This is a genomic window from Clostridium sp. 001 (assembly GCF_019056555.1).
GTDB classification, from domain to species: Bacteria; Bacillota; Clostridia; order Clostridiales; family Clostridiaceae; genus Clostridium_B; species Clostridium_B ragsdalei.
Genome location: NZ_CP020473.1, coordinates 1,778,670 through 1,791,800 on the forward strand (window position 1 = coordinate 1,778,670; position 13,131 = coordinate 1,791,800).

At 32.9% G+C, this 13,131-nt stretch carries 13 protein-coding genes; 1 reads left to right on the plus strand and 12 read right to left on the minus strand.

Annotated features, from left to right (window positions below):
- Positions 1 to 200: 200 nt before the first annotated feature.
- Complete coding sequence (locus tag B5S50_RS08095; protein WP_065079720.1) at positions 201 to 833, plus strand: RusA family crossover junction endodeoxyribonuclease; 633 nt, start codon at positions 201 to 203, stop codon at positions 831 to 833.
- 62 nt (positions 834 to 895) lie between these two features.
- Here B5S50_RS08095 and B5S50_RS08100 read toward each other — a convergent pair whose 3' ends face one another.
- The 12 genes from B5S50_RS08100 to acsE form a co-directional block, all read right to left on the minus strand.
- Positions 896 to 1,480: a DUF1836 domain-containing protein gene (locus B5S50_RS08100; RefSeq protein ID WP_065079721.1), complete on the minus strand. Its 585-nt coding sequence runs from the start codon at positions 1,478 to 1,480 to the stop codon at positions 896 to 898.
- A gap of 302 nt (positions 1,481 to 1,782) precedes the next feature.
- Positions 1,783 to 2,157 carry a DUF1667 domain-containing protein gene (locus tag B5S50_RS08105; protein ID WP_065079722.1) on the minus strand — a complete coding sequence of 125 codons (375 nt, stop codon included), beginning with the start codon at positions 2,155 to 2,157 and terminating at the stop codon, positions 1,783 to 1,785.
- A gap of 1 nt (position 2,158) precedes the next feature.
- On the minus strand, positions 2,159 to 3,424 hold the full coding sequence (locus tag B5S50_RS08110; RefSeq protein ID WP_065079723.1) for an NAD(P)/FAD-dependent oxidoreductase: 1,266 nt from the start codon (positions 3,422 to 3,424) through the stop codon (positions 2,159 to 2,161).
- Positions 3,425 to 3,445: 21 nt separating this feature from the next.
- A complete protein-coding gene (locus tag B5S50_RS08115; RefSeq protein ID WP_217303787.1) occupies positions 3,446 to 4,903 on the minus strand; it encodes an NAD(P)/FAD-dependent oxidoreductase in 1,458 nt (485 codons plus the stop codon).
- A 189-nt stretch (positions 4,904 to 5,092) separates the two neighbouring features.
- Positions 5,093 to 5,935: a formate/nitrite transporter family protein gene (locus B5S50_RS08120; protein ID WP_217303541.1), complete on the minus strand. Its 843-nt coding sequence runs from the start codon at positions 5,933 to 5,935 to the stop codon at positions 5,093 to 5,095.
- 25 nt (positions 5,936 to 5,960) lie between these two features.
- Positions 5,961 to 6,596, minus strand: coding sequence for a DUF3786 domain-containing protein (locus tag B5S50_RS08125; RefSeq protein WP_217303542.1), 636 nt, complete (start codon positions 6,594 to 6,596; stop codon positions 5,961 to 5,963).
- A gap of 265 nt (positions 6,597 to 6,861) precedes the next feature.
- Complete coding sequence (locus B5S50_RS08130) at positions 6,862 to 7,206, minus strand: zinc transporter (protein WP_217303543.1); 345 nt, start codon at positions 7,204 to 7,206, stop codon at positions 6,862 to 6,864.
- A gap of 24 nt (positions 7,207 to 7,230) precedes the next feature.
- Positions 7,231 to 7,425, minus strand: coding sequence for a CooT family nickel-binding protein (locus B5S50_RS08135; protein WP_013240356.1), 195 nt, complete (start codon positions 7,423 to 7,425; stop codon positions 7,231 to 7,233).
- Positions 7,426 to 7,621: 196 nt separating this feature from the next.
- Positions 7,622 to 9,556 carry a corrinoid activation/regeneration protein AcsV gene (gene acsV, locus B5S50_RS08140; protein ID WP_217303544.1) on the minus strand — a complete coding sequence of 645 codons (1,935 nt, stop codon included), beginning with the start codon at positions 9,554 to 9,556 and terminating at the stop codon, positions 7,622 to 7,624.
- A 37-nt stretch (positions 9,557 to 9,593) separates the two neighbouring features.
- The gene (gene gcvH, locus B5S50_RS08145; RefSeq protein ID WP_217303545.1) at positions 9,594 to 9,968 is read right to left on the minus strand and encodes a glycine cleavage system protein GcvH; all 375 of its coding nucleotides are present in this window, start codon (positions 9,966 to 9,968) and stop codon (positions 9,594 to 9,596) included.
- Between the two features lie 143 nt (positions 9,969 to 10,111).
- Positions 10,112 to 12,238, minus strand: a complete 2,127-nt coding sequence (gene acsB / locus B5S50_RS08150) for an acetyl-CoA decarbonylase/synthase complex subunit alpha/beta (RefSeq protein WP_217303546.1) — start codon at positions 12,236 to 12,238, stop codon at positions 10,112 to 10,114.
- Positions 12,239 to 12,270: 32 nt separating this feature from the next.
- Positions 12,271 to 13,056, minus strand: coding sequence for a carbon monoxide dehydrogenase/acetyl-CoA synthase methytransferase subunit (acsE, locus tag B5S50_RS08155; protein ID WP_013240360.1), 786 nt, complete (start codon positions 13,054 to 13,056; stop codon positions 12,271 to 12,273).
- Positions 13,057 to 13,131 lie beyond the last annotated feature (75 nt).

Sequence of the window (13,131 nt, forward strand, 5' to 3'; positions counted from 1 at the left end):
CGTTTCGCTAAAGCGAAACATTGCTGATTTATATAAATTTAAAGATTTTTTGCGGCAGCTAAAAATCATCCTTCACTATTAACTTTTCATTATTAATTCTTAACTTGCGAGGCTTTGCTTCGTATTATTTTTATATTAATTCAAAATTTCTTATGTGGCAAAGTTAAGTTATCTAAACTTTATATACTGGAGAAATAAATATGATCAAACCTTATGCAAAAATTGTAGTAAAAGGTTCTCCTATATCTAAGTCAAATTTTAAGCTGTTTAACGTAAATGGAAGAGCCATATTGCCCTATAATTCCGGGAAATATCACGACAGATATGCCCTCTATGAAGAAGAAATAGCTTATGAATGCAGAAGTCAAAATCCTGGACTAGTTATAGAAGAATCCCTTATAGCCCTTTTAAAAGTATACTATAAGAGTAAAAAAAGACACCCTGATACCAACAACATAACTAAAAGTATATTTGATGGTATTGAAAAAAGTGGACTCATAATAAATGATGCCCAAATTAGAAGATTAATCATAGAAGAACATTATGACCAGGATTATCCTAGATTTGAACTGGAGTTATTTGGTGAGAGTACTTATGACATGAGCTACAATGTTTTTAAAAAAACTACCATAGATGAACCTATAAACTACTCACCTCCTCCAAATAAGAAAAGAAGCTTTAAAAACACTAAAAAAACATCAAGTTTCCATGAAGAGCATGAACATCGCGTATGTGAAATTTGTCAAAAATCAGTAAGTAGTAGTGAACTAATATCTGCAAACAAAGGTACAGTCATGATTTGCAAAGATTGTTTTAATAAACTATTTAAATAACTTTTTAAGCTCTTATTGTACTTGTACATAAATTTGCAAGTCTGCAAGTTTATGTACTCAATTTATTTTTCAAAGAAATTATCTATTATACTTTCCGCCATTTTCTTTTCTATATTCGCCCTTACAATCAACATAACTACAACTGTTATAAGTTTATTTTCATCCTGTTCTAATTCTTCCCCATTACAATTAAAGGTATCATTCTCAGTGATTTTCGATTTAAAATCTTTTACAAAACTCTCCACTTGAATTTTTTCTATTTTCAAAAAATCCTGGTATATCTTATCTAAATCTTTTGTATGATCTTCTCCTTCTTTTATAGATTCAGCTAGAGAAGAAAATAAACTCTGTATATCACCTATGGATAAAATTTGTTTTAAGTAATATGTCAATATAATAAGTATCATATGCTGCTTAGAATATTTTTTCTTTTTAGGCGGCATTAGTATACCTGCTTTAGTATAATTGTTTATCATAGTTTTAGTAATAGCTGTATCTTCTTTATTTCTCTTTAAATATCCTAACTTTTCTTCAATAAAAGTAGTTACCTGATCCATGTATAAATCTATATCTGGTATGCTTTCAAGTTTTAACTGTGTAAAATTTCCAAGCTCATTTGTCAATTCATCTAATGTAATTTTATCCATATTATACCTCCTAGCTTTATCCGATGGTTACCATCCGTAATACCCCCATCGCACTCTGTGAAAGCAACTATCACCAAATTAAAGATTTGGGATATCTGCTTTTCTTATAAAGTGGGGGATAACGGCTGCTACGCCCCTAGATAACGATTTCTAAGTTTCAGATGGAGAAAAAACTCCACCTGAAACCAAGAACTCTGTTTATCTCCAGTAAATTCTCAATATTATTATAACATATTCTTCTAGAATAATATTTATTTACTGTTACACTACTGTTTACTTGCTGTAGCAAAAAAGTAAGTATGTTAGCTTCTCTTACTTCTTTTTACATTTTTCGTAGCTATAATATTTATTCCTGAATTTACTACATTTTCTACTATTATATCTCCTATTTTAATAGGTGCCTTAACTACTTTTCCCTTGAGCAGCTTTATACAATCAAATACCCTGTCTTTAGGGATGTCCCTTTCTGTTTTAACTGGAAGTACATCCATTTCTCCGCCTTCTACATATACAGAAGAAGTAACTATCCTAGTAGGATTAGTACATTCCTTTTCTCCATACTCTTTTCCATTTTTACATGTATTTCCAGTAACTTCTACAACTTTATCCTTATTAAGCTTAACTAAAAGCTGACATCCCATAGGACATCCTATACAAGTTAATTCTCTTGTACTCATACTACTGCTCCCTTTCCAGCTTTATTGTTATCTCCCTACAATTCGTATATTTATTCAGCAGCTCTTTACTAATATTAACTGTTTCCATTTTTCCTGGAGTAAGTATCCTCTTTTTTATGTACATTTCTCTCGTCTTATCAAAATAAACTGATATAAAACTATCTTCAAATACATCCCCTACTCTAAATCTAACATCTACTGATTTTTCTACATTTTTAGAATTTATATACTTTGGTACTGTATACCTGACACCACTAGCAGCTATAACTTCTATTTTATGTCCACTAAATCTTTTTCCGTCTTTTACATATCTAGCTGCATTCTTACCTGCATTTATGCTTTCTAATGTTACATTATCAACTAAATCATGAACATGTAATACATTTCCACAGGCAAATATTCCGTCTACATTAGTCTCCAAACTTTCATCAACTATAGGTCCTCCTGTTACATCAGATAAATTTATTTCAGCTTTTCTCGAAAGTTCATTTTCCGGCAAAAGTCCAACAGATAAAAGCAAAGTATCACAAGGTATATATTCTTCAGTACCTTCAACAGGCTTTCTATCTTTACCTACTGCAGCAATAGTCACGCCTTCTACTCTTTCCTTTCCCTTTATATCTATTACGGTATAACTTAACCTCAGTGGAATTCTAAAATCATCAAGGCACTGCACTATATTTCTCTTAAGCCCGCTAGAATAAGGCAAAAGTTCCACAACAGCTTTTACTTTTGCCCCCTCAAGCGTCATTCTTCTTGCCATTATGAGACCTATATCACCAGAACCAAGTATTACAACTTCTTTTCCCGGCATATATCCTTCTACATTTACAAATTTTTGAGCTGCTCCTGCTGTATATATCCCAGCACATCTGCTTCCCGGTATATTTATGGCTCCTCTTGGTCTTTCCCTACATCCCATAGATAAAATTATAGATTTAGCCTTTATTTCAATTATACCTTCTTCTTCATTCACAGCCGTTATGCACTTATCTTTATTTAAATCAAGCACCATAGTATTTAATTTATATTGTATCTTTAAATCTTCTACCTTATCTATAAATCTCTGAGCATATTCAGGTCCTGTCAATTCTTCTTTAAAAGTATGGAGACCAAATCCATTATGAATACACTGATTTAATATTCCCCCTAGTTCATTTTCTCTCTCTAGTATAAGTATATTATCTATCCCTACTTCTTTAACTGATATAGCAGCTGCAAGCCCTGCAGGCCCGCCTCCTATTATTACTACATCATATTCTTGCATATTTTAAACCTCCAAATTATCCTAATTTATCTGATGCCAAGAACTCTGTTTATCTTTTCCTACTAATATATTTGAATTATTTCCAAACTTAGTTACGTCTTGTGGTGAGATCTTCAATTCTCTTGCCAAAATCTCAACTACTCTCGGTGAGCAAAATCCTGACTGACATCTTCCCATGCCTGACCTAGTTCTCTTTTTCACAGCATCCATTGTCCTTGCACCAAGAGGCCTCCTTATGGCATCTAATATTTCTCCTTCTGTAACAGTTTCGCATCTACATATAATTTTACCATACTTTGGGTTACTGGCAATCATACGTTTTCTCTCTTCATTTGTCATTTCTCTAAATTTAGGTATTCCTTTTCTTATAGGGTTAAATTTATCGTTCTTTTCTGGTTTTAGCTTACTAACTACAATATCTCTAACCATTTCTGCTATAGCAGGAGAACTGGTTAAACCAGGTGATTCAATACCTGCTGCATTTATAAAATTCTCCGCATCCTCTGCTTCTCCAATTATAAAGTCTCCTTCTGTACTATGTGCCCTAAGCCCAGAAAAAGAAGTTATAATCTGTTTCATTTGCAGCTTATTTACACTTAAAGCTGCCTTAGAAATTACAAAATCTATCCCTCTACTTGTAGTAGTTAAGTCTGTTTTATCTTCTATATCTTCTGCATCAGGCCCTATAAGCAAATTTCCATCTACTGTAGGAGTAACTAAAACTCCTTTTCCCTTCTTAGTAGGTAATTGAAATATAGTCATTGAAACTGTATGTTCTGCTGTCTTATCAAATAAACAATATTCCCCTTTTCTTGGAACTATTTTAATTTTTCTAGCACTTATCATATTATTAATTTCATCTGAAAACAATCCTGCTGCGTTTATTATAAGTTTCGTTTCTATATTTTCTCTATTTGTTTCTATTATATAAAATTTCTTACTCTTTTTTAAAGATATTACTCTTGTATTTAATTTAAATTTCACTCCATTTACAGCTGCATTTTCAGCCAGTGCTATGGTCATTTCATAAGGACAAACTATTCCTCCCGTTGGAGCATATAGTGCAGCAACTACATTTTTTGATATATTGGGTTCTATTTGTCTTACTTTATCCCCATCTATTATTTCAAGATCAGGAACTCCATTTACAATCCCCTGTTGTTTTAATTTCTCCAGATTTTTCACCTCAGATTTATTAAAGCAAAGCACTAATGAACCAACCTTTTTAAATGTGAAATCTAATTCTTTAGAGAGGTTATCAAACATACTATTTCCAATCACATTTAGTTTACTTTTTAACGTATTGGGTTCTGCATCAAATCCAGCATGAACTATACCACTATTTGCTTTGCTAGTACCATTTCCCACATCAGAATCCTTTTCTACCACACATAAATTAAGTTTATATCTACATACCTCTCTTGCTATGGCACTTCCCACAACTCCAGCTCCTATAATAGTAGCATCAAATACTTGAATATACCTCCTTTATAATAGTAAAAAAACAAAAAGAGCCAAACTTAAGGCACCAATTAAATGTCTTAAAATTTTGGCTCTCTTTTTACTCTATCATAACCATATTTCTTAATATTAAGTTTAACATATTCGATCACACTATTCAAGAATAGAAAATGATAATTAAATAACAATCAAGGGTATAAAAATGCCTTATTTATATACGCTCTCCTTTGGTTTAGAAGATTTATATTTATAAACAACAAAATATGCTAACCCAACAAATACTGATCCTCCAACTATATTACCTAAAGTTACAGGTATTAAATTATGAACTATTCCAAATGCAGATATCATTTTATCTTGTGAAATTCCTGATGCTGCTACAAATGAAGCATTGGATTTTGCAAAAAGTCCAGCTGTTAAAAAGTACATATTGGCAACACTATGCTCAAATCCACAAGTTACAAAAGTCATTATAGGAAACCAGATTATTGCTATTTTACTTATTATATCTTTAGCTGCAAAAGCCCCCCATACAGCAAGACACACTAAAAAGTTACACATTATTCCACTGCAGAAAGCAGCTCCAAATGAAAGCGATGCTTTGGTAGACGCTACTTTTATAACTGTTCCACCAAGTTTTCCACTGCTCATTCCAAAAACCCCTGATTCAAATACTAAAAACGCTATGAGAACTGATCCTACAAAATTAAATATATAGACTACTACCCAATTTTTTATCATAGGTTTAAATGTTATTTCTTTTCCAGCCAGCGGCACAACCATCAGACAATTTCCTGTAAAAAGTTCTGCTCCACATATAACTACTAGTATAAGTCCTACCGGGAAGACAGCTCCTCCAACAAATTTTGAAATTCCAACATTTGTTATACCATGAGATACAACAGCAGAAACAACTCCACCCATTGCAATAAACGCCCCCGCGAGTATTCCAAGTACTGCTTGTTGATAAGTCTTTAATGATGCCTTAGAACAACCCGCTCCTACAGCAGCACTGCATATTTCATTTGGCTTTAACATATTACTTTCCATTTACAAGACCCCCATCTCATATTTTTTATTTTTTATATGCTAATTTTGCTATAATTCCTATAGATGTGTCTCCTACCACAGCTAAATCTTCAGCCGTAAAATAAAATGGCACATTACTATTGAATAATATCTGGGACGAAGGTGCAAATTCATCATCACCTTCCCATAATGCAAAAATAACATATATATTGTTTAAAAATTTAAATTTATAAGCAGCATCCCCCATGCTTACTTCTTGAGCTCCCAAACTTTCAAACACTTCTTTAAATTTGTTTATATTGTTTCCAAAGGTTTTAGATAATCTTAATAAACATCTCCCATAAAAATTATTATAATACACATTTCCGCCATCCACTTCTCTATAGGTTATATATTTATCAGAAGGTGCTAATCCTTTGCCCTGCATCAGATATCTCAAAATTAAAGTCTTAGGAGGATATTTTTCTATCTCAGAGCCATCTTCATTAAGAACCTCACCGGAAGGATATTTTACTATTACACTTTTCCCCATCAACTTTACTTCTATTTCTCCTCTGGATTCATTGTATACACACCCTGTATTTTCTGCCATTAATTCAGGTTTAAAATTTTTAAATACACTTTTATAGTGATCATAGGGTATTTCATCCTTTGGTTTTTTGTCTATACCATTCTTGTACATCTATTACACCCCTCCAAAACAAATAGCATTATTATTTTTTTAATTTTCTAATAATTATATAATCTCATCCATCGATGGTATATATGGTTAAACAACTTCAACCCTATATTTTTCTATCTGATGGCTATCTACTGTAACACTCCCACTTCTATCAAAGTGGGAGATAACAGTAGCTACGCCCCTAGATAATTCATCCAAACTTAGTGGGTTCCACTAAGTAAGATTAATTGATAAAATTGAAGTTGTTTAACAAACTTAATCTAAACTATTCCATATGCTTTTCTGCTTCTTCCAACATATTGTCAGCCTGTTTCATAAAGCCAATTGCTTTTTCAATAAATTGTGAAGTTTCTACTTTTCCCATATTTCTTGCTTTCTCTACCCATTCTGCAAATCCTTCTTCATGAGATTTATTATGCTCTACCCAATGACCTAAAAGTATCTTTAATGTTTTTTCTTCCTTACTTTCATCTCCATCTAACATTTCATGTGTATGATGGTGATCATCATCGTGAACATGTGTATGAGTATGAGCTATACCATCATGATAATGTTCATGAGTATGAGGTGTATCGTCATGATGGTGGTGGCATTCATGTCCGTTGTTCATTCTAGTACCTCCTTTATACAATAGCTACATTGCCTTTTCTATTACAATCTTATGCTCCAAAAGTCTTACTTCCTTTAACATTCCTTCTATTATCTCTTCTTCTCCTAAAATGTCTGTCAATGACAACTTACCATTTTCTTTTGGAACTATATCCACTACATAATCCATAATTTTACGTTCACCTTCAGGTGTTACCAAATAAGCTGTTGATTCACACATTTTCAATTACCTCCTCTTAAATTTTACACATAAGCAGGGTGCTAATTCTGATATCAGATAAATAATTTGCTTAATCTGATATCAGAATAAATGTTTACCCTAAGTCAAAAATTAACTTTCAAGTTAAGTATACTCCTTTTACTATGTTATTAAAATAACACAACAATGAAATGGCAACATATTAATTTGAATATGACTAAAGAGATTTATCTAAAAGCTTTTTAACAGTAGGAAATTTTTCTATATCCGTATGTGGTAAAAAGCAAGCTGATACAAACTGATCCATATATAATGGATCTACGCTAAGCTCTACATAGGTCATATGGTTTGCTATTTCCTCCAATTTGTGCCTTGCATCCTCACTCATCAGTGTCAAATAGCATCCCATAAGAGAACTATTACCTATATAATTTATTTTATCCTGATCTATATCAGGCAGCATTCCTATCTTTACAGCATTACCTATATTTAAACTATTTCCTATGCCTCCTGCTATATAGATTTTATCTATCATGGTAAAATCCATTCCCAGGTTATTTAAAAGTGTAGTAATTCCAGAATAAATTGCTGCTTTTGCTCTGATAAAATTGTCTATATCCACATCTGTTATACTTACATCCCTATCTAAATCATATTGTTCTTTAAAAACTAAAATATATTCCCCAATTCCGTTTTCATCAAATCTAACTCTATTAGTTTTTAAATTTTTTACTATTTTGCCCTTCCTATCGATAATTCCTGCAAACATCATTGAACATATTAAATCTATAATACCTGAGCCACATATTCCAAGAGGCTTTTCATTTCCAATAACGCTAATTATAGGTTCATAGTCACTACCTATTTTAACTTTTTCTATAGCACCTCCTGATGCCCTCATTCCACAACTTATTTCTCCACCTTCAAAGGCAGGTCCTGCAGAACAAGCACAGGTCATCAGATATTCTTTATTTCCAAATACAATCTCACCATTTGTTCCTAAATCTATAAATAGTATATTATCTTCAGTATTCCACATTCCCGAAGACAATACACCTGCAGTTATATCTCCCCCTACATAACTTGCTACACAAGGGATCAAATATATAAATGTTTCAGGGTTAACTTCTATATTTAGTTCAGAAGCTTTTATAAAAGGAGTCTTAACAAAAGCAGGTATATATGGCTCCATTCTTAAAAAATTTGAATACAACCCCAAAAAAAGATGAGACATAGTCGTATTACCAGCCGTAACAAAGGATACCACTTGTTCCTTTCTTATTCCTGAATCCATATACATCTTATTTAAGAGGGGATTTATAGTTTCCTGTATCACTGCATTATTCAATTCCTGTAGTCCATTACCTTTAGTAGAATACATTATTCTATTTATAACATCTGCTCCATACTTTATTTGAGCATTTCCAGATGAAGCTTTTGCAATTAATTCACCATTGTATAAATCCACCAAGCAAGCTGCTACAGATGTAGTGCCAATATCCACTGCCACTCCATAAATCTTATCTGTCGTATCCCCTTTTTCTATATCAATAATTGTAGTTTTACCTACTCCTCTAGGTATATGAGTTATGGTTACTTTAAAATCTGCCTCTCTCAAAAGCTGAGGTATCTTCCTCAATATGGGCAATCTACAAAATACATTATTACAATTTAAATGATTTTTAATATGCCTTTTCAATCTTTCAAAATCGGATATATTATCATTTAAATTAGGAGGATCTAACTCTAAATAATCCTTCCTTACATAAGTCTTAAATTCCATACCACATTTTAATATTTGATTTTTAGCTCTTTCAAATATATCATACTCTCTCTTGCTTGAGAAATCTTCTATTTTCATTCCATGCATTGAAGAGGATGCAGTGCCTGGTATTTCTACTACTATATCTTCTTTAACTTTACACTGACAAGCAAGCACATATCCTTCCTTTTCTTCCTTTTCCGTAATGTGCCTGCTATTTTCTGATATAACATTTCCAGTTATTATCTTAACTTTACATTTTCCACAGGACCCACTTCCATTACATGGAGTGTCTATGAATACACCTGCTTTTCTGATAACCTCTAGCAGATTTTCTCCTTCTAAAACATCTATCTCTTTGTTGTATGGAGTAAATTTAACCTTTACCATATTTTGTGAATACCTCCTTGTGAAAAGTAACCTTTGTTTATTTCAAACCTGCTTCGTATTCAGAAGCATCTTCCAAGTTTTTAACTTCACCACCGTCTTTTACTTTTATTTTTACTATCCATGCATCATAAGCATTCTCATTTACATACTCTGGTTCATCATCTAGCTTTTCGTTAATCTCCAGCACTTCCCCAGATAATGGAGATATTACATCTGAAGCCTTTTTAGATGATTCAACAACTCCAAGAGAAACTCCTTGAGTAATTTCATCTCCTACATCTGGCATTTCTACAAATAATATCTCTCCAAGTTGATCCTGTGCAAAATCACTTATGCCTATAAGTGCTGTGTCTCCCTCAATCTTTGCCCATGTGTGTTCTTTGCTATACTTTAATTCTTTTGGAAAATTCATAAATAACACTCCTCTATAAATTAAATTTTTTATCCAATGGCTACCTAATGTAACACTCCAGCTACACCCCTGGATAATTCATTGATTAAAACAATAGTGACAGTTGCTCCTGTCACTATCATTTAAGTACTTAAAAAATTTTACTACATTATTGGATCCATCTTTAATGCAGGATGACCTTTTTCTTCCAAGAATTTTAATACTTCTTCAGATTCTGTAGCTATAGTTTCATCACAGATCATATCTACAAAATTATCTATATTATATAATTCCTTTGCTGTCTTGTTTAACTTTTCTGCAACAAAGTCTTTTAATTCTTTTGGCATCCAGACTATTCTACCAAGTCCACCTTCACCTTTCATAAACTTCTTTGAAGCTATAAATTGTCTTCCATGTCCCATAAATCCTGGAGTCTGAACTCCACCACCTGTCATAGATGCAAGTTCACCAAATGTCATTCCAAGAGGAGTGGTTGCACCAAATTCTCTGTTTACCATTACAACACCATTTGCTTCTGGCATTATACCTGTAATACACTCAAAACATCCACAGGAAGTCATTGGGTCTTGTAATATACTATACAATGTAACGCTATTTACAGCGCCTTGAGAAATTTTTGAAACAGTTTCATTTACTTTTTCCCAAATACCTAAATTTTCATCAACCACACCCTCTTTTGGAACTGCCTGGCATGGTCCTGTTGGATTTAATTCAAGTGTAGCTTTAGCATCAAGCCATGAAACTGCACCGCAAAGTCCAAGTCTTTCAGGTGTTACTATACATACATGTGCAGGTGCAAAGGATTGACACAAATTACATGAATAAAAAGTATCAACTTTTTCATCAACTAATGATTCAAGTCTTGCATCTCTTTCTGCATATCTTGGTATAGCGTATTTGCCTTCAAATTCTTCAGCCTTATCTGGATCAGTTATTATAGTTACTTCACATTTATCTACAACTGAACCAAATTCATCTAACATTTTAGCATATACTACTTCTCCAAAATGTTTCAATCTAAATCCTTTTTCAAAAGCTTCCTTACCTATTCTTACCCAAGTCATATTTCTCTGACCAACATGCATTACTCCTTCTATATAGTTCAAGAAATAATGAAGTCTTCTTTCAAGCACTGGCTCAAAATCTTTCTGCATATTTGTTCCACTTACTTTAATAAGCATTCCAAGAGGCATCCTTCCAGGAGCCTTATCTATAGTATCTATATCTGGTCCTATAACTTCTATCTTATGATCTTCAACTGAACCAGAATCCTCTTTCATAACTAATTCCCAAGCCTTAGTCTTATTTCCACCAAATTCTGCAAGCATATCATTCTTTCTTATTCTTTCACCTTCGAATGCTGCTGCAAAAGCAACTGGAATTGGAATTTCAGTTATTTTTATCTTTATATTCCTAGCTTCTAATGAAGTTTTAACAACTTTATCGTAATCTTTTTGAGTTAACAACAATGTAGGAACTTCTGGTACAACCTGATCAGTTACTACAGGGAATCCAAGTGCTATAGCTCCTGCACCAGCTGAAACTACAAGTTCGCTTAATGGTCCAAATGCATTTACAAAAGCAGGTACTCTTTCCGCTGTATATTTCAATATTTCATTTAACTGTCCGCCCTTAAGTCCTCCGAATATAAGTGCAGCTCTTATAGCAAAACTTACAATATGAATTACGGATGTAACGTCATATCCAAGTGGAATAACCCTGAGGTCAAGTCCCATCTTAACTTTGCCTTCTATAGCCTGATCTATTACTTTGCCTACCAAACAAGTAAGTAATCCTTTTGATTGGTAATCCTTTATTACTTTCGCTGCAGTTTCAGAATCTGGAAATTCTCCAAGTACAACTGCTACACCTGGAACATCACCTGTAACAAGCGGTACTCCAAATGATCTAATTATTGGATCTGAGATAAATCCTACACATGGTTCTGAATAAGGAGTATCTGAAAGGACATACTTTGCAGCTTCTATAATTTCTGCTGCAACAGCTGTTGCAAGTCCTGAATTTAAAAGCTTATCAAGCATTTCCTCCTCAACTATCAAACTTCTTACTATGTCTAGTGCACCTTCTAATTCGCCTACAGTAGTTATCTTTTTTCCTGTAGCTGCAAAAATTACTGGTAGTGAATATGCAGTATCAGGAAATGCTACTTTATAGTCTTTACCCTTCTCGTCAACAGCTTGCTTAACTATGCCTTCAGCAGCTGCTAAAGCCTGCTTTGAACCAGTGAATACAGTTTGATATAAATTCATTTTTAGCCCCTCCTAATTTAAAATATTATATATTATAACTCTAAGTAAGAATCTGCATATAAAACAGCACCATTTACAACATCACAAGTCTTTATAGTCTCCATTAATCTTTTATCACATGGATTCATTATTGCAGAAGTAAGACCACATTGTATTGCCATAGCTGCAAAAGTTGCATCCATTATTGGTCTTATTTCCTTAGGTGCTCCATTTGAAACATTGCTTAATCCACAGCAAGTTCTAAGACCCATATCACTTATTAATTTAATAGCCTCTAATACTTCTTTTTGTTTATCCTGCATACCCTTTATTACTAAGAATAATGGATCAAACAGTAAATCTGTAGGCTCCATTCCAAGACCCATACCTTTTTCAAGCATTTCTGTACAATATGCTATTCTTTCATCATTATCCTTTGTTATTCCTTCTTTTGCACAAAGTGCTATGCTCATAGCATCATATTCTGCAGCTAAATCTATATTTCCAATTCTTTCTCCTGCATCTGCAGAATTTATGATAGGTTTTCCTTTTTCTCTATTGTAAACTTTAAGTCCTGCTTCTATAGCCTTCTTATTTGTTGTATCAAGTGCTAGTGGAACATTGTCAAATTCACTTTGAAGAGCCTTAACACCCCACTGCATTATTTCTTCTCCATCTTTTCTTGCTGGTCCTATATTAAAATCCAAATAATTAGCTCCTGCATCCAATTGTTCTTTTGCTCTTTTGAATATTGGTTCAGGATTTCTCTCCTCAATAGCCTTTCTTATAGATGGAGATATACAGTGAATTCTTTCGCCTATGATCATAAATTTATCCATGTTCAGATGACCTCCTATTTACCTTAATCTTTATAAACTAGTATTAATTTATATTGTCAGGCAATAATTAAAAAC